General features: G+C 71.6%; 16 protein-coding genes. 7 read left to right on the top strand and 9 right to left on the bottom strand.

From position 1 onward, the window contains the following. Nucleotides 1–77 precede the first annotated feature (77 nt). Nucleotides 78–1,352, top strand: a complete 1,275-nt coding sequence (locus tag MYSTI_RS34490; RefSeq protein ID WP_015352474.1) for a tetratricopeptide repeat protein — start codon at nucleotides 78–80, stop codon at nucleotides 1,350–1,352. A gap of 7 nt (nucleotides 1,353–1,359) precedes the next feature. Here MYSTI_RS34490 and MYSTI_RS34485 read toward each other — a convergent pair whose 3' ends face one another. Next, on the bottom strand, nucleotides 1,360–1,977 hold the full coding sequence (locus MYSTI_RS34485; RefSeq protein ID WP_015352473.1) for a DUF4230 domain-containing protein: 618 nt from the start codon (nucleotides 1,975–1,977) through the stop codon (nucleotides 1,360–1,362). 67 nt (nucleotides 1,978–2,044) lie between these two features. On the opposite strand from MYSTI_RS34485, the gene MYSTI_RS34480 reads away from it, so the two are divergent. Continuing rightward, nucleotides 2,045–2,665 (top strand): 2OG-Fe(II) oxygenase, encoded by a 621-nt coding sequence (locus MYSTI_RS34480; RefSeq protein ID WP_015352472.1) that lies wholly within the window; start codon nucleotides 2,045–2,047, stop codon nucleotides 2,663–2,665. An 11-nt stretch (nucleotides 2,666–2,676) separates the two neighbouring features. On the opposite strand, the gene MYSTI_RS34475 is transcribed toward MYSTI_RS34480, so the two are convergent. Then, entirely contained in the window at nucleotides 2,677–3,234 is a 558-nt protein-coding gene (locus MYSTI_RS34475) for a type II toxin-antitoxin system RelB family anti-toxin (RefSeq protein ID WP_044900867.1), read from the bottom strand. A 90-nt stretch (nucleotides 3,235–3,324) separates the two neighbouring features. On the opposite strand from MYSTI_RS34475, the gene MYSTI_RS42420 reads away from it, so the two are divergent. Further along, a complete protein-coding gene (locus MYSTI_RS42420) occupies nucleotides 3,325–4,053 on the top strand; it encodes an SDR family NAD(P)-dependent oxidoreductase (RefSeq protein WP_015352470.1) in 729 nt (242 codons plus the stop codon). Further along, a complete protein-coding gene (locus MYSTI_RS34470) occupies nucleotides 4,050–5,075 on the top strand; it encodes an S-adenosylmethionine:tRNA ribosyltransferase-isomerase (RefSeq protein WP_015352469.1) in 1,026 nt (341 codons plus the stop codon). Before MYSTI_RS42420 ends, MYSTI_RS34470 begins: the two co-directional genes overlap by 4 nt. A gap of 3 nt (nucleotides 5,076–5,078) precedes the next feature. Here the strand turns inward: MYSTI_RS34470 and MYSTI_RS34465 are convergent, their stop codons facing one another. The 4 genes from MYSTI_RS34465 to MYSTI_RS34450 form a co-directional block, all read right to left on the bottom strand. Next, nucleotides 5,079–6,299 carry a zinc-dependent alcohol dehydrogenase gene (locus tag MYSTI_RS34465; protein WP_015352468.1) on the bottom strand — a complete coding sequence of 407 codons (1,221 nt, stop codon included), beginning with the start codon at nucleotides 6,297–6,299 and terminating at the stop codon, nucleotides 5,079–5,081. Between the two features lie 158 nt (nucleotides 6,300–6,457). Continuing rightward, nucleotides 6,458–7,978: a Ppx/GppA phosphatase family protein gene (locus MYSTI_RS34460; protein WP_015352467.1), complete on the bottom strand. Its 1,521-nt coding sequence runs from the start codon at nucleotides 7,976–7,978 to the stop codon at nucleotides 6,458–6,460. A 103-nt stretch (nucleotides 7,979–8,081) separates the two neighbouring features. Further along, a complete protein-coding gene (locus MYSTI_RS34455; protein ID WP_015352466.1) occupies nucleotides 8,082–9,224 on the bottom strand; it encodes a phospholipase D-like domain-containing protein in 1,143 nt (380 codons plus the stop codon). Between the two features lie 62 nt (nucleotides 9,225–9,286). Continuing rightward, entirely contained in the window at nucleotides 9,287–9,502 is a 216-nt protein-coding gene (locus MYSTI_RS34450; RefSeq protein WP_015352465.1) for a hypothetical protein, read from the bottom strand. A 187-nt stretch (nucleotides 9,503–9,689) separates the two neighbouring features. Here MYSTI_RS34450 and MYSTI_RS34445 point away from each other — a divergent pair, with 187 nt between their 5' ends. Further along, entirely contained in the window at nucleotides 9,690–10,700 is a 1,011-nt protein-coding gene (locus MYSTI_RS34445; RefSeq protein ID WP_044282170.1) for a serine/threonine-protein kinase, read from the top strand. A gap of 18 nt (nucleotides 10,701–10,718) precedes the next feature. Continuing rightward, nucleotides 10,719–10,913: a hypothetical protein gene (locus MYSTI_RS34440; RefSeq protein WP_015352463.1), complete on the top strand. Its 195-nt coding sequence runs from the start codon at nucleotides 10,719–10,721 to the stop codon at nucleotides 10,911–10,913. 39 nt (nucleotides 10,914–10,952) lie between these two features. Here MYSTI_RS34440 and queF read toward each other — a convergent pair whose 3' ends face one another. Further along, nucleotides 10,953–11,309 (bottom strand): preQ(1) synthase, encoded by a 357-nt coding sequence (gene queF, locus MYSTI_RS34435; protein WP_044282169.1) that lies wholly within the window; start codon nucleotides 11,307–11,309, stop codon nucleotides 10,953–10,955. 197 nt (nucleotides 11,310–11,506) lie between these two features. Here queF and MYSTI_RS34430 point away from each other — a divergent pair, with 197 nt between their 5' ends. Beyond that, the gene (locus MYSTI_RS34430) at nucleotides 11,507–13,426 is read left to right on the top strand and encodes a hybrid sensor histidine kinase/response regulator (RefSeq protein ID WP_015352461.1); all 1,920 of its coding nucleotides are present in this window, start codon (nucleotides 11,507–11,509) and stop codon (nucleotides 13,424–13,426) included. A 6-nt stretch (nucleotides 13,427–13,432) separates the two neighbouring features. Here MYSTI_RS34430 and MYSTI_RS34425 read toward each other — a convergent pair whose 3' ends face one another. Next, on the bottom strand, nucleotides 13,433–14,182 hold the full coding sequence (locus MYSTI_RS34425) for a carbohydrate deacetylase (protein WP_015352460.1): 750 nt from the start codon (nucleotides 14,180–14,182) through the stop codon (nucleotides 13,433–13,435). Nucleotides 14,183–14,339: 157 nt separating this feature from the next. Further along, the gene (locus tag MYSTI_RS34420) at nucleotides 14,340–16,511 is read right to left on the bottom strand and encodes a serine/threonine-protein kinase (RefSeq protein WP_015352459.1); all 2,172 of its coding nucleotides are present in this window, start codon (nucleotides 16,509–16,511) and stop codon (nucleotides 14,340–14,342) included. Nucleotides 16,512–16,895 lie beyond the last annotated feature (384 nt).

Below are 16,895 nucleotides of genomic sequence, written 5' to 3'. Positions count from 1 at the left end.
GAGGCGTCTGTCTCGCAGGGACGGTGGAGGACGCACGGACACCTCGGCGCCGGGACTCGCCTGCTAGAGTCGCGCGCGTGAGTGTCTTGCCGGAAGTGGAGCGCCTGCGCCGGAAGGTGGAGGCGGGGGAGAGTCTGCGCGACGCGGAGCTGGAGGCCCTGCGCGCCCATGCGGGAAGAGGCGAGGGCCCTGTCCTTCGGCTGGCGGTGGCGCATGCCCTCATCAACGCGGGGGCGGAGCGTGAGGCGCTTCCGCTCCTGGAGGCCCTGCGGCGCGACTTCCCTCAGGACCTGCCGGTGATGCTGGGCCTGGCGCGCGCGCTGCTCGGCCTCGAGCGGCATGGCGACGCGGAGGCGCTGCTGCGACAGGTCTGGTCTCGCGAGCCCGGAGACCCCGAGGTCCTCAAGGTCCTCTCCGTGCTGGCACTGCGCCGAGGAGAAGTCGGCAAGGCCCAGTCCTACGTCGAGGAGGCGCTGGCCCGGGACCCGTTCGATGGGGAGGCTCGGCTGCTGAAGGAGGAGCTGGAGGCGGCGGAACTGCCACCGCCGAGCGCACCCGAGGAACAGGTGCTCCGTCCGGAGTTCATCGCCGCGCTCACGGGCGCCCTGGGGCGAGCCCGCGTGAGCTTCCGCCGTCAGGGCAAGGACCTGCTCGTGAAGCTGGCCACGGGCGGTGTGGGGCGCGTGGACGTGGGCTCGCTGTACGCGGCCTACCTCGAGGCCCCTGGCACCCAGGGCCTGCTGGCCTACGCGGAGGCGCTCGCGGCGAGGTTGAGTGGACTCGACTCGGGACTTGGCTCGGCGGACGCGCCGCTGGAGTCACGACTGCGGCCGGTGCTGCGGCATCCGAGCTTCGTGGCGAAGGCAGTGGGCGCGCTGCATCGCCCAGGGCCCGCGGGGCTCGAGGTGTTCTACGTCCTGGAGGACGCCGACTTCGTGCGCTACCTGCCCGAGTCCGCGCTCGGCCCCGCGGGGCTGACTCCCGAGGCCGTGGATGAAGCCGCGTGGCGCAACCTGTCTGCCCACACCGCGCCCGTGCACCCCGTGGTCATCGACCGGGGCGAGGTGCATCTGGCGGAGACCTTCTCGGGCCTCTGGGCGGTGGCGGGAGGAGACGGACTGGATGGCGCGCGGCTGCTCACGAGCACGCAGCGCCGCATCCTGTCGACGGTGACGAGCGGCGAGCCCCTCTGCGTGTCCCTGGCTCGCCGCGAGCTGACAGTGGTGGGCTGGGCCTCGCAGGCCGCTGTCCGCACGGCGCTCGCATCCCTGGAGCCGACCCCCGAGGGGATTCCAGGCCTCTTCCACCAATCCGCCGACGGACTCCTGCTGCCGGACAGCGCCTCCTCCTGACGGAGCCTCAGCCCGCCGTGCCCGTGGACGGCAGCTTCTCCACGAACAGCACCTCGCGATAGCCCAGCGTGAGCAGGAGCACCCGCAGGGAGCGCTCGGCGGAGTCCCGGGCCCGCTGCTGGAGGCGCGAGTCCGCGCGCACATCCCGCTCGAAGGCGACCTTCGCTTTCTCCAACAGTTGCGCCGTCTGCGTGCTGTCCAGGTTGGAGTCGATGACCTCCGTCTCCCCGGGTCGCAGCTCCACGCGCACGTCGACGGGGGGCAGCACCACCTGCACCTTCGTGCCTACGACGTGGAGGCTCGACGGGCCGATGCGCTGGAAGTCGAAGCCCAGGTGCGCGTCCGCGAAGACGATGGCGCGGCCATGCGGGTTCTGGAGCGTGTGCCGGGCCCAGTTCACCACGTCCTTCCAGAGGGCATCGGTGGCCTCGGGCTCGGGCGTGAAGGTGACCTTCTTGTAGAGGGAGACCTGCAGCGTCTCCAGCCTCGCCACCTCGCGCATCTGCTGCACCACCGACGCGGTGTCGGGCAGGGAGGCAGGCGTGGGCTTCATGAACCAGCCCGCCACCAGGACTCCGGCGGCGACACCCAGGAGCGGACCGAGGATTCGCGAGAGGTTCGCCATGGCGCCGAGTGTATCCGCTTCCTCGCGGCCAGCGTCTGGGGCACGGTGCGGACGTGTAGGTGGCACGTTGCTGAAAGGGGCACGTGTGGAGCTGACGGACCTGGAAGTGGAGGCATTGGGGACGCGTGGATTCTTCACGCGTCCCTTCTTCATCGGGAATGAAGCCGCCCTCGCCGCGCGGGCAGAAGCGCTGGCGAGGGCCGAATCTGGAGTGTTGCATGCCGCGGGAATCCGGAGGGGCGCGGACAAGACCCAGGATTCCAGCGTGCGCGGTGACCTCATCGGCTGGGTGGAACCCGAGCCGGACACCGCGCTGGGCGCTCTGAGAGAGCGCTTCGCCCTGCTGGGACGTGCCCTCTCGGAGGGGGCCTATCTCGGCCTGGGGCGCTTCGACTTGCAGCTCGCGTGTTACCCGGGCGGAGGGGCGCACTACTCGCGCCACGTCGACGCCTTCCCCGGACAGTCCAACCGCAGGGCCACGGCCATCTGGTACGCCAACGAGGCCTGGAAGACGGAGCACGGCGGCGTCCTGCGGCTGCATCCCAAGGACCTTCCGCCCGTCGACATCCCCCCGATGCTGGACACGCTCGTCGTCTTCTTGAGCGAGCGCATCGAGCACGAGGTGCTCCCCACCCACGCGCGTCGGCTGGCCCTCACGGCCTGGTTCTACGGCCGCGACTCGGGCTGAGCCGCTACACGCTACAGCGGAGGCGTCAGGAGCACGACGGAGTAGCCCACGGCGGTGCGTGTGCCGGGGTTCTCGTAGGAGTGCTTCTGGTCGCCTCGGAAGACGACGACGTCGCCGGGCTTGAGGAGGAAGCGCTCCCCGCTGGCGACGAGCGCCAGCTCCCCGGACTCACAGGCCAGGTACTCCCGGGTGCCTGGCGTATGCGGCACGCCGGTGATGCGCACGCCGGCGGCCAGCTCCACCCGGTCGAACTCCATGCCCGGCAGCGGGTCGGGGAGCAGCTTGCGCAAGAGGCCCGCGCCCCGGACGCGCGTCGTCAGGCTGTCGCGAGGGTAGTGCCGCGCGCTGGCGCGAGGCTTCGCCACCAGCTCCTCCAGCGACACCTGGAGCGCGGACGCCACGCGGTGCAGCACGGACAAGGTGGGGTTGGACGTCCCGGACTCCAGGTTGGCCCACGTCGCCCGAGGCACCCCCGCCAGCTTCGACAGCTGGGCCTGCGTGGCCCCTCGGGTCTCCCTCAACGTCCGGATGTTGCGCGCCAACCTGCTCGGTAGGTCCTCGTCGTCCATGGCCATGGATTGGCAATCTGCCAAAGGATTGACCGTGACGCCATTTCGTCAACGGCCGGTCCTTAGCTTCCCCCGACGGAGGACTTTCGAATGAAGCTGACTGGAAAGGCGGTGCTCGTCACCGGGGCGAGCCGAGGACTGGGGCGCGCGCTCATGGAGCACTTCGCCAGGCGAGGCGCGAAGGTGGTGGGCGTGGCCCGGCACACCGCGGACATGGAGGAGGCGGTGGAGCCGCTTCGAGCCGAAGGGCTCCCCGTCCACGCGCTGGCCTACGACGTGGGGGACAAGGAATCCATCTACCGGATGGTGGGCGTGGCCACGTCCTTGGTGGGGCCGCTGGACGTGCTGGTGAACAACGCCAGCGTGCTGGGGCCCACGCCGCTGCCCCTGCTCCTGGATACCGCGTGCGAGGACCTCCACCGGGTGCTGGAGGTGAACCTGGTGGGGCCCTTCCGGCTCACGAAGGCGGTGGTGGGCAACATGCTGGTGCGCGGAGGCGGGCTGGTGCTCAACATCAGCTCGGACGCGGCGGTGGCGGCCTATCCCCGCTGGGGCGCGTACAGCGTGTCCAAGAGCGCGCTGGAGCACCTGGGGCGCATCTGGGCCGCGGAATTGGAGGGCACCGACGTGCGCTTCCTCAGCGTGGACCCGGGGGAGATGGACACGCGGATGCACGCCGCCGCCATGCCGGAGGCTGACTGCGCGACGCTGGCCCGGCCCGAGGACGTGGCCGCGCGCATCATCGCCCTGGTGGAGCACCGCGTGGAGTCGCTGCCGTCCGGCTCCCACGTCGTGGCCCAGCGACTGGAGGCCGCATGAAGCCCGCGCGCTGGCCGGTGGACCAACCGGAGGAGGGGCGGCTGCTGCACGTGGAGCCTCGCGAGGGGCGCCTCACCGACGCCCGCGTGGCGGACCTGCCGTCGCTGCTGCGCGACGGGGACCTGCTGGTGGTGAATGACGCCGCCACGTTCCCCGCGTCGCTCCTGGGGCGCACGGTGCTGGGAGAGCGCATCGAGCTGCGCCTGCTGTCGCAGGAGCCGGATGGCACGTGGCTGGCCGTCCTCTTCGGCGCGGGGGACTGGCGCAAGCGCACCGAGGACCGCCCGACGCCGCCCGCGATGCCCGCCGGGACGCGCTTCACGGTGGTGGGGCTCCCGGTCCGGGTGGTGGAGGTGCTGCCGCCCTCGCCCCGCTTCCTGCGCGTGGCCTTCGAGGAGGAGGGCGCGGGGCTCTGGTCCGCGCTGTACCAGGGAGGCCGCCCCGTGCAGTACGCGCACACGCTGGCGCCGCTGTCCCTGTGGCACGTGCAGACGGGCTATGGCGCGCGGCCCTGGGCCACGGAGGCTCCGTCGGCCGGACTCCCGCTCACCTGGAACCTGCTCCTGACGCTGCGCCGGAGGGGCGTGCGGCTGGCGTCGCTCACCCACGCGACGGGGCTGTCCTCCACGGGGGACGAGGCGCTCGACGCGCTGCTGCCCCGGCCCGAGCGCTCCGACATCCCCGCCGCCACGGTGGCCCAGGTGGAGGCCACGCGCGCGGCGGGAGGGCGGGTGGTGGCGGTGGGCACCACGGTGGTGCGCGCGCTGGAGGGCCGCGCGGCGATGAATGGCGGGAGGCTGGTGGCGGGCGAGTCGGTGACGGACCTGCTCCTGGGGCCGGGCTTCGTGCCTCGCGTGGTGAGTGGCCTCTTCACGGGGATGCACGAGCCGGGCACCAGCCACTTCGCGCTGCTCCAGGCCTTCTGCTCGCGGACGCTCCTGCGCGAGGCGAGCGCCCACGCGGAGGCGCGGGGCTACCTGGGGCACGAGTTCGGGGACTCGTGCCTGCTGCTCGACGCGTGAGGCTCACTGGAGTTGAGAGGGCTCCAGCTCCACCTTCACCCAGCCCGGCTTGCGCAGGTCGAAGTTGCGGTAGGCGTCCAGCGCGCTCCCCATGGGCTCCACGTGCGAGAGGATGGCCGTGGGGTCCACCTGTCCCGCGCGCACCAGCTCCAGCAGCTTCGGGATGTACTTGCGGTGGTTGCAGTTGCCCATGTTCATCGTGAGGTTCTTGTTCATCGCCAGGCCGATGGGGAAGGTGTGCACCTGGGCCGGGTAGACGCCGATGATGGACAGGGTCCCCGCCTTGGCCAGCGCCTCCACCGCCCACGTCAGCACCTGCGCGGGTGCGTCCCCGGGCACCCAGTTGGGGCCGCTGGGGTGGGTGCGTGGCGCGGCCTCCTTCACCTCGCGCCTGTCCTCCGCGCGCTCGGTGCCGGTGCGCTTGGAGGCGGGGCCTGAGTGGGCGTGCTCGGCGTCCACGCCCACCGCGTCGATGGCCCGGTCCACTCCGATGCCCCGTGTCAGGCGCAGCAGCGTCTTCACCGGGTCCTCCTCGTCGAAGTTGATGACCTCCGCGCCCTGGGAGCGCGCCAGGTCCAGCCGGTCCTCGTGGCAGTCGACGGCGAAGACGCGGCCGGCGCCCATGAGCCGGGCGCTGACGATGGCGAACAGCCCCACCGGGCCGCAGCCGAACACCGCCACGGTGTCGCCGGGTTTGATTTCCGCCAGCTCCGCGCCGAAGTAGCCGGTGGGGAAGATGTCGGAGAGGAGGATGGCCTGCTCGTCGCTCACGCCGTCGGGCACCTTCACCAGCCCCGCGCTCGCGAAGGGCACCCGCACCTTCTCCGCCTGCATGCCGTGGAAGGGGCCCGACTGCGCGGGGCCGCCGTAGAAGGCCGTGCCCGCGGCGGGGCCGTTCGGGTTCGCCTCGTTGCACTGCGAATGGTAGCCCGCGCGGCAGTAGACGCAGTTGCCGCAGGCGATGGTGGAGGGGATGACGACGCGGTCGCCCAGGCTGAAGTTGCGCACGTCGTCGCCCAGCGCCTCGATAGAGCCCACGCCCTCGTGGCCCAGGATGGTGCCGGGCTTCATCCCCGGCATGGTTCCTCGAATCATGTGCAGGTCCGTGCCGCAGATGGCGCTGGCCGTCAGCCTGACGACGGCGTCCGTCGGCTTCTCGAGCCGTGGCTCCTCCACGTCGTCGAGCCGGATGTCCCCAATCCCATGGAAGACGACCGCCTTCATCGCATGCTCCTTCCCCCGGGAGCGGGAGCGTCCTCGGGCCTCGAGTGGAGGAGGTGCCCACCGAGAGATGGAGGGACCCCCGCGACTTGCAGCGTGGGCATCCGCCAGGGCGCGGGCAAAGCGCGCGCGGGCCCTCTTCCGGCCAGGGGCCAGCGGGGCTAGCGGCCGCCGTTGTGGACGTGGAAGGTGAGCTTCTTGCCGAAGACGCGGCGGAAGTGGGCCATCTCCCGCTCCGCGTTCCACAACTCCAGGTCCACCGGCTGGCGCGCGTGCAGGTGCAGGGCGACGCCGTCGCGCCCGTTGGTGGCCTTGAAGTCCTTGATGGGCTGGTGGTGGCTGTGGTCCAGCGCGTTGGCCAGCCGCAGCAGGGTGGCGAGCTTGCGCACGGTGCGAGCCTCGAGCGGCGTCAGTCCCGCCATGCCCGAGTGCGCCAGCTCCGGGGGGCTGCGCCGGTGGTAGCGCGCGACGCGGGCCACCAGCTCCCGCTCCCGGTCCGCCAGGCCCGGGATGTCCGAGTGGCGGATGAGGTAGTACGTGTGCTTGTGGTGCCGCTCGTAGTTGATGGAGTGGCCGATGTCGTGGAGCAGCGCGGCCGCCTCCAGGTGCGGGCGCACCGACAAGGGCAGCTGGTGCAGGGCGGCCAGGTCATCGAAGAGCGTCAGCGCGAGGGATGCCACCTGGCGCGCGTGCTTCTCGTCGAAGTGGAAGCGCTCGCCCATGGCGATGGCCGCGTCCGCCAGGCTGTGGTCCTCCGACTGGTGCTGCGCGTCCTGCCGGTAGAGCAGGTCGACGAGGATGCCGTCGCGCAGGCCCCGGTTGACGACGCTGACGGACTCGACGCCCAGGTACTTCGCCACGCCCTCCAGGATGACGGCGCCCGCGACGATGATGTCCGCGCGCTTGGGGTCGAAGCGCTTGCGCCGCCGGTCCGGAGGCATCCCCGCCAGCGTCTCCACCGTCTGGGTGAGCTGGCGCACGGTGGCGTTGCCGCTGCTCTCGCTGGAGGCGAAGGACACCACCGCGTTGATGGTGCCGGAGGAGCCCAGCGCCACACGGGGCAGGTGCGGCAGCTTCGGCGGCAGCGTCTTGCCCAGCACCTCCGACACGAAGCTTCGCATGATGCGCAGCTGCTTGGACGTCACGGTGCGCGAGGCGTCGAAGACCTCCGTGAGCCGCACCGAGCCCAGGCCCAGGCTCCACAGGTTGTCGGGCTTCTCGCCCACGGCGGTGGCGACCTCGGTGCTGCCGCCGCCGATGTCGATGAGCAGCGAGCGCGTGCCCGGGGGCTTCCTGTGCAGCACGCCCAGGCAGATGAGGCGCGCCTCCTCCTTGCCGCTGACGACCTCCAGGTTGAGGCCGGACTCGTCGCGCACGCGCTGGACGACCTCCGCACTGTTGCGGGCCTCGCGCAGGGCGCTGGTGGCCACCGCGCGCACCTGGGCCTTGTGGCGACGGCAGAGCGCGGCGTAGCGGCGCAGGGTGGCCAGCAGCCGCTGGGCGGTCTCCTCGGGCATGGTGCCGGTGGCGAAGACACCTTCACCGGGGCGGATGGGGTCTCGCTCCTGGTGCAGCGTCTCCAGGGCTCCGTCGGCGTCGGGCCGCGCGAGCTCCAGTCGCACGGCGTTGGTCCCCACGTCGATGGCGGCGAGGACGGGCTGGAGGGGGTGGCGGCTGGGCATGGTCGAGCGCGCGTCAGTGTAGAGCCTCGGGCGCTCCCGCGCAGCACGACATGCGAGGGGCCGAGCGCCGCTGCGCGCCCCGGGTGACGGAAGCGTGACGGCCTCAACGTTTGCGGCGTCGGCCCATGAAGCTGGCGAAGCGCTCGGCGAAGCGGGCCACCGCCAGCCCGACGACATCCAGCATCCACCGCTGGAAGGGGGAGCGCGTGCAGTGCTCGCCCAGCACCTGGCGGGAGCGGGCGATGTGCCGGTCCAGCCAGAGGACGGCCTGCTCGGCGACGCGCGGCTCCTGGACCTCCACCAGCGTCTCCAGGTTCACCAGCGAGAGCGGGTCCAGGTTGAAGCTGCCCACCAGCAGCGTCTGTCCGTCCACCACGGCCGCCTTGGCGTGCAGGGTGGAGTCCGTCCACTCGTGGATGCTCACCCCCGCGTGGAGGAAGGTGTTGTACAGGCGCATCGTCGCGGCGCGGGCGAACACCACGTCGCTGCGGCCCGCGAGCAGGAGCGACACCTTCACGCCCCGGCGCGCCGCGCGCGTGAGCGCCTTCACGAAGTGGGTGTCCGGCAGGAAGTACGCGTGGGCGAGCGTCACCGTGTGCTTCGCCCCGTGGATGGCGGACAGGTAGCGCTTGCGCAGCCGGTGGCCGCCGCTGAAGCCGGACAGGAGCAGGCTCACCGCGCCGGACGTCAGCTCCGCCGCGCCCGCCGTCAGCTTCGCGCCGAGCTGCCGGCAGATGTCGCCCCGCAGCTCCACCGCCAGGTCCGCCCACCCGGGCACATCTCCTTGCGCCGCGTACGCATCCCCGATGTTGATGCCACCCAGGAACGCCACCGTGTCGTCGACGAGGAGGATCTTGCGGTGGTTCCTCCACGCGCGGCCCAGGAACAGCGACGTGAGCGGGTTGTACACGCGCACCTTCGCGCCCGCGGCCCGCAGCGTCTGGGTCAGCGCGGCGCTGTGGCCGATGCTGCCCCAGCCATCCACCACCACCTTCACCGACACGCCCCGCTTCGCCGCGGCCACCAGCGCGTCGACGAAGCGCGCGCCCACGCCCTCGCGCTCGAAGGTGTAGACCTCCAGGTGGATGCGCTCCCGGGCGAAGGAGAGGGCCTCCAGCATCCGGGGGAACGCCTCCGTGCCGCCATTGAGCAGCGTGCAGTCCTCCGTCTCCCTCGGCCGGTTCGGGCCCGGGGAGGCGACGGCGGGCACGGGCGACGGCGGAGGCGGGACGGCATCGGTGCGCATGACGCACCCACCCTACAACTCTCCGGAAGCGAGCGGGACGCGCTCACCGAGCCACGACGGCTTCACCCATCGTGCTTGCGCGCCCCCTTGCCCTTGCCCTTGTGGCGGCACTCGTCGCCATCCCAGTACTGGCTCGGGTGACAGTCCCTGCTGCTCTTCTTGGACTTCTTCGACTTGGGCGGACGTGAGTCGTGCCCGTGGTCGTGGTGGGAGCGGTGGACGATGCAGCCCCCGAGTGTGCAGAGGGCGAGGAGGGGGACGAGCAGGCGAAGGGTCATGAGTGCGCGGGGGGGGGAAGTCAGTGTACCCGGAGTCCGGACCCGCGGATGGCTCGAGCGGCCACGTGAGACATCGACGGTCCGTGTCCAGTTCTGTAGCCTCTCTCCCGTGCCTTCCGCAGAGAAAGCCGTCCGTCATCGCAAGATTGGCGCGTATCGAGTGCTCGGGGAGTTGGGCCGAGGTGGCATGGCCGTCGTGTATCGCGGCCTCCACGAGATGATTCAGCGCGAGGTGGCCATCAAGGAGCTGCTGCCGGAGGGCAAGCGGGACAAGGAGACGCTGTCCCGCTTCCGGCGGGAGTCGCTCGCGCTGGCCACCTTCCGTCACCAGAACATCGTCACGCTCTACGACCTGGTGGAGAAGAACGACAGCCTGTTCATGGTGATGGAGCTGGTGGACGGGCCCACGCTGCACACGCTCATCCGCGAGGGGCCGCTGCCCGCGGACGTCACGGGCGTCATCGCCGCGCGCATCGCCAGCGCGCTGGACCACGCGCACTTCCGTCAAATCATCCACCGCGACCTGAAGCCGGCCAACGTCATGCTCACCAAGTCCGGTGACGTGAAGCTGATGGACTTCGGCATCGCCAAGGACGTGGGCCTGGAGGCGCTCACCCAGGCGGGCATGGCGGTGGGCACGCCCTCGTACATGTCGCCGGAGCAGGTGACGGGGGCGCCGCTGGATGGCCGCACCGACATCTTCTCCTTGGGCGTGCTGCTCTACGAGGCCCTCTCCGGCGCGCGCCCCTTCCACGGCAAGACGGCGGGCGAGGTCTTCGCGAAGATTCGCGACGGCAAGTACACGCCGCTCAACAAGGTGGCGCCCAACGTGCCCTCGCCGCTGGTGCGCATCATCCAGCGCGCCATGGAGGTGAAGCCGGAGGACCGCTTCCCGGACGCCGCCGCCATGCGCCGCGAGCTGGACGTCTTCCTGGCGCAGGAGGTCCCGGTGTCCCATGCGGGGCTGCTGGTGGCCTTCCTGCGCCACCGCCAGAAGCTGACGGACACCGAAGCGCAGCAGCTCATGCGGCCCCAGGAACTGGACGCGGTGGTGGAGGGCTTCGACACCTCGCGCTCCCGCTCGGGGGGGCTGCTCAAGTGGGCGCTGGCCGCGCTGATTCTGGCGTCCGCGGCGGGAACCGGCCTTTACTTCACCCAGGCGCAGTGGGCGCCATTCGTGCAACAGCTCACCCGCTAGCGCGGGAGGAGGCAGTCCATGGGCCGCATCGTCACCTTCGTGCTGGGCTTCTGCGTGCTTGCCGCCGGGGCCTGGTATGTCCTCCAGCGCCCGGCGAAGACGGACCCGGAGGCCGCGGCCGCGCGGCGCCTGGAGAACGTCCACAAGGCCGCGGACCGGCTGGAGACGGACCTCAACAAGAAGGCCGACGCGATTTTCGACAAGGTGGAGTGAGACGAGCACCGGGGGCGGCGCTCGTCGCCCCGGGCACGGCTACTTCTTCTCGTGCGTGACGGTGACGATGGTCCCGATGCCACCGCGCACGAACCAGTCGCCCACCACCGTGAGCTTGCGCGGCTGGATGGCCTTGATGATGTCGTCCGCGATGGTGTTGGTGACCTTCTCGTGGAAGGCCCCCTCGTTGCGGTACGCCCACAGGTAGAGCTTCAGGCTCTTCAGCTCGATGCAGGACTGGTCCGGGACGTACGTAATCTTGAACCGCGCGAAGTCCGGCTGACCGGTGAGCGGGCAGAGGCAGGTGAACTCCGGGCAGTCGAACGCGATTTCGTAGTCGCGGTCTGACGCCGGGTTGGGGAAGGTCTGGAGTTCCTTGGTCGGCTGCGAAGGCATGGCGGTGTCGTCTAGCACACCGGGGCTCGGTGTCATCCACGACGTGCCCTCCAGCCCGCACGGGTGCTCGGGGAGGGTTCTGTCGGCCCCTCAACGGGGCGGTCGTCCACCACTGGCGAATACGAGGGGCGGGTCGGTTGCGCCCGCCGGGGGGCGTTCATAATCGCGGCAACGGCCCCGCCACCTTTTCCGCGCACATGACGCTTCCCCCTGATGTCGAAGAAGCCCTCTCGTGCCTGCCTCAAGCGCTGGCGCGTGTCGGTCATGACTTATGCGTCCAGTGGTTCGAGCCGGACTTCGCCACGAAGACCGGGATGACCCTGCACGTCGGTACCAGTCTCCTGGACGTGCTGGAGCAGGGCCGGAGCCTGGAGGCGGTGGAGCAGGCCATCCGCGAGGGCCGAGCCCACACCGGACACGTCATCACCCGCGCGCTGCACCAGGTGCGGGTGCAGGTGAAGCCGGGGCGGGAGGAGGAGGCGCCGGGGGCGTGGCTGGTGGTGGAGTCCTCGGGGGTGGATGACGAGGGGGCCTTCTCGTTGGCGGTGCGGGAGATTGCCCGGGCGGTGGGGGAGACGCTGGAGGTGGACACCGTCTGCGCGGCGGCGGTGGTGGCGCTGGTGCGCTGCGCCCAGGTGCGGCGCGCGGAGGTCTACCTCTGCGAGGAGGACGGGGCGGAGTTGCGCCGCGCGGCCGTGTCGGACCTGGCGGGGGGCGAGGCCCCGGAGGACACCTTCGCCCCGGAGGATGATCCCTTCCGGCAGGCGCTGGCCCTGCGGCAGGCGCAGCTGGGCATCCAGCGCGGGTATGGGGACTCGCTGGGCTCCATCTTCGCGGCGGTGCCGTTGTGCGCGCCGCGCCGGACAGTGGGGCTGTTGTTGCTCTACAAGGAGCAGGGCTCGTCCTTCTCCGCGCGGGAGCTGGAGCTGTGGACGGCGGCGGCCAACCAGCTCGCGGTGGCGGTGGAGAACGCCCGGCTCCTGAGGGAGGCGAAGGCGGCGCTCCAGGTGCGCGAGGAGTTCATGTCCATCGCGAGCCACGAGCTGAAGACGCCGCTCACGCCGCTGAAGCTGGGGCTGTACACCATGGAGCGCAGGCTCTCCACGGGGCAGCCATTGGAGCTGGCCACGGTGCTGAAGTCCAAGCGGCAGGTGGACCGTCTCGCGGGGTTGGTGGATGACCTGCTGGACGCGTCGAGGTTGGATGCGGGCAAGCTGGCGCTGGAGCTGGCGCCGCTGGAGGTGGGGCAACTGGTGGCGGAGGTAGTGGACCACTTCCGCGCGGCCTTCGAGCGCCCCTTCTCCGTGGACGTGCCGCGTGAGCGCGTCTGGGTGCGAGGAGACCGGGACCGGCTGGAGCAGGTGCTGGTGAACCTGCTGGAGAACGCGCACAAGTACAGCCCGCCGGGGGAGCCCATCTCCGTGAAGGTGGAGCGGCTGGTGGGCGAGTCGCGCATCCATGTCCAGGACCACGGCATCGGCATCCCCGGCGCGGACCAGTCCCAGGTGTTCCAGCGCTTCTACCGGGCGCGCAACGTGTCGCACCGCAACTTCGGAGGGCTGGGGCTGGGGCTGTTCATCAGCCACTCCATCGCCCGGCTGCATGGCGGGGCGCTGACGCTGGCGAGCGCGGAGGGGCACGGGAGCACCTTCACCGTGAGCCTGCCGCGCATGCCGCCGCACGAGGTGAAGCGGCTGCCCCGCCGGGTGCTGCTGCTGGACGAGGACGCCGCACAGGAGGCCCTGGCGGAGCGGGTGCTGTGCGCGGAGGGGTTCGACGTGCTCACCTCGAGGGCGGGCGCGGACGCGCTGCGCCGGGCCACGCACCTGCCGGTGGACCTCATCGTGCTGTCCACGTCGCTCACGCACGGGCCCGCGGGGCTGTTCCTGGAGACGTTCGCCACGCTCCCGCGCGCCCGGCCGGTGCCCATCCTGCTGGCGGGGGACGCGCGGCCGTGGTGGGCGCAGGAGGGCACGTCGCTGTGCTCGCGGCCGTACGTGGCGGACGAGCTGGTGTCGCGCGTGCGCAACGTGCTGATGCAGGAGCGGCGCAGGAGCGCGGGTGTCACCCCCGCCGTGGGCGAGGGGGCTCCGGTGGGCCTGCTGCCTCGCGTGTGAGGCGGGTCAGGCCCCCTGCGAGAGGACGCGGAAGTCGACGGGCTTGATGCCCGTGCGCTCCAGGACCTCGCGCACCCGGGGGTTGAGGAAGGTGGCCAGCTCCACCTCGCGCTGGGCGGCGTAGCTGCTCTTGAGCGTCTCGGGGCGGTGGCCCGGGTGGCACATCAGCTCGATGATGCCCTCGCCCGGCAGCGTCACCAGCTCCGACTCCAGCCGGTCCAGCGTCCAGTACGGCTCCGCGCCCGTGTCGCCCAGGAAGTGCGTGTTGGTGGCCACGCCCCGGGTCTTCAGCGTGTGGCGCATGATGGAGTCGACCGAGCGCACCGGCAGCTTCTCCGCCGCCGCCACCCGCGCCAGCCCCTCGAGCACGTCGGCGTGGAGGTGGAGGTGGCGGTGCACGTCCACGTGCGTGGCGGCCTGCCCCGTCAGCGCCTTGAAGCGCGCGAGCTGGGCGCGGGTCTCCGCCTCCACCACGTCGGCGGGGAGGCTCGCGGCGCGCGGCTCCGTGAACTGGCCGTCCGCGCCGAGGTGCTCCTTCGGGAAGTCGCTCCACACGGGGGCGCCCCGGCACAGGTTCAGGTGCAGCCCCAGGGACAGGCCAGCCGCCTCCCGGCCGGCGGCCTCGGAGTGGGGCATGTTGACCATGAGGGTGGCGGAGGAGACCACTCCCTCGCGCATGGCTTGGAGGACGCCTCGGCTGACGGCGGGGTCGATGCCCAGGTCATCGGCGTTGATGATGAGGGCGCGTGTGCCCATGGAAGTTGCTCCGAGTCAGGGACGGGGCCGGGGTTGGCGAGGCAGCGTCATGCGGTCGCCCCTCCGCGAGGTGCGCCGTGATGCGGTGGCGTTCTCCGGGGAACACTCCGACCAGGACGGGAAGGGCGAGTGGGAACCCAGGGTGCATGGGGGGAAGCTAATTCCCCGCCTTGCACTCCGCCGCCAGGACGTTGGCTTGAGTGGGGAATCGTTCCGCCAGCGTACGCTTCAGCTCCGCGACGGCCGTGGTGTTGCCGCCATGGGCGTGGAGCTGACAGCGCGCGGCCAGGGCCCGAGGGTCCTCGGGGGCGAGCTTGTCCGCCTCCAGGTAGGCGCGCTCGGCGCCCGTGCTGTCGCCCTGTCGGAAGAGGACGGCCCCCAGGTAGTAGTGCGCGACGGCCAGCCGGCCATCCTTGCGCACCGCGCGCTTGAGGAGGGACGCGGCCTCGTCCACGCGCTCCTGGCGGAAGCGCACGAAGCCGAGCTCCGCCAGGCTGACCGCGTCGTCGTGCTCGCGCGTCCAGGCGGTGAGCACGGTGGAGGCTTCGTCCAGCCGGCCACTGCGCGACAGCAGCAGGCCATAGCGAGGCGCCACGCGAGAGGAGCCCGGCTGTTGGGCGTGCGCCTTCGCCAGCGCGGCCACGGCGCCGGACAGGTCCCCTTGCCGCTCGCGCAGGTCCGCCAGCATCAGCGAGGGGCGCAGGTCCTTGGGGGCCAGCGTGAGGGCCTCGTCGAGGGCGCGCTCCGCCCGCTTGCCCCGGTTCAGCTCCGTCGCGGCGCGGGCCACGAGCAGGTGGGCCTCCAGGTTCTTGGGGAAGCGCGTGGTGAAGGTCTCCGCCACCTCCACGGCCTGCGGGAAGGCGCCGGCCTCCATCAAGAGGGCCGCGGCGCGGGAGAGCTCCTCGGCGGTGGCGCGCGGGTCGGCCTCCAGGCCGGACAGCAGCGTCACCTTCGCGGCGGCGGTGTCGGCCGTCTGCGCCTGGGTCAGCCGCTCCGAGGGAGAGGCCCCCGGGCGCGTGAAGTGCCACGCCGCGCCCGCGCCCAGCGCGCCGAGTCCGAGCAGCGTGAGCAGCACGCGGCCCAGCCGGGAGGCGCGTCCCCGCGCGGGGCCTCCCTCGCCGATGCCGGACACGTTCCGCGTGGGAGGTGTCGAGTCCGTGGGACGCGGGGGGGCACTCGCGGGCGCGGGGGCCGAGGAGGTGGGGGCGCTCGTCGGGGCTCTCGTGGACGGGGCCGCGCCCGCGTCGGGCAGCATGATGTGGGACCACGCGGCGGGGACCGTCATGGCGTCATGCGGCGCGGCGTGGGGGTCGAAGCGGCGAGGGCCTGGAGGGGTTCCGCCGTGAGACGGGTCCGCCATGCGCGCGCGGCGCAGGGCCTGGCGCTTGGGGTCCCGGTCGGGCGGAAAGAGGGTGTCCACGTACGCGGCGACGGCTTCGCCGGTGGCGACCTCCGCGGGGCCGCCGATGGCCTCGATGGCGTCGATGAAGGACTCGAGGCTGTCGAAGCGCGCGGCGGGGTCTCGCTGGAGCGCGGTGAGGCAGACCAGCTCCAGCCCGGCGGGGACGGAGGGGTCGAAGGCGGTGGGCGGCCGGGCGCGGCCCTCGGCGATGCGGCCGAGGACCTCCTCGGCGGTCATCCCGGTGAAGGGCCTGCGGCCACAGAGTTGCTCGTACAACATGACGCCCGCGGCGAAGAGGTCCGCGCGGTGGTCCACCGGCTTGCCGGCGATCATCTCCGGCGACATGTAGAAGAACTTGCCCTTGAGGACCCCGGGCTCGGTGCCGGCGCCCAGCGTCTCCGCCTTGGCGATGCCGAAGTCGATGACCTTCACCGCGCCGTTGACGCCGACGTGGATGTTGTCCGGGGTGAAGTCGCGGTGGACGATGCGCAGCGGGCGGCCCGACTCGTCGACGGCGCGGTGGGCCGCGTCGAGCCCCCGGCATGCATCCACGAGCACGCGCAGGGTGATGCCCAGGGGGACACGCTGGCCGCGCTCGGCGGCCTCCTGACGGAGCTCCGCGAACGAGCGCCCCTCGAGCAACTCCATGGCGATGAATGGCTCGGTGCCCTCCATGCCCAGCTCGAGGATGGCGACGACGTTGGGGTGCCTCACCTGGGCGGTGATGCGGGCCTCGTTGAGGAACATCTGGACGACGCGCCGGTCCGAGGCCAGGTGCGGCATCAAGCGCTTCACGGCGACGGCGGGACCGCGTTGGCCGTCATCCTCGAAGCGTCGTCCCAGGTACACCTCCGCCATGCCGCCCGTCGCGATACGCGCGGACAGCCGATAGCGGCCGACCCAGTACGTGTTTGGACCCGACTCCAAGATGGGGCCAGTCTATGTGGAGAGCCCGCCCATGCGCCCCCTCAGAAGTTCGAGGGGGCCTGCCTGCCCGCTCCTGGACGGGGCTCGGTTTTCCACCACGGCCCTCGGGGGCCGCGCCGTTCTTCGCCTTCCCCGTGGCCGTTGGGTGCTTGCGCGTCCAGGGGTGAAGCGAGCTGTATCGCGGGCGCCGCGAACGGCTGTTCATCAGGGTGCCGCGCTGTCGCGAAGTCGGGACGCTGCGCGGCCCTCGCGCTCGCGCCCGCACGCGGGGAGGCCGTGAGCGGATGGTGGATGAGGTGCGCCGGGGTGAGTTCGACCCCGCGACATTCCGCCGTGAGGCGCCTTCATCGCGCATGGTGCGATGAATCCTACGCAGGGTATGTG

Source organism: Myxococcus stipitatus DSM 14675 (genome assembly GCF_000331735.1).
GTDB lineage: Bacteria > Myxococcota > Myxococcia > Myxococcales > Myxococcaceae > Myxococcus > Myxococcus stipitatus.
This window is presented reverse-complemented; position numbering and strand designations above follow the sequence as displayed.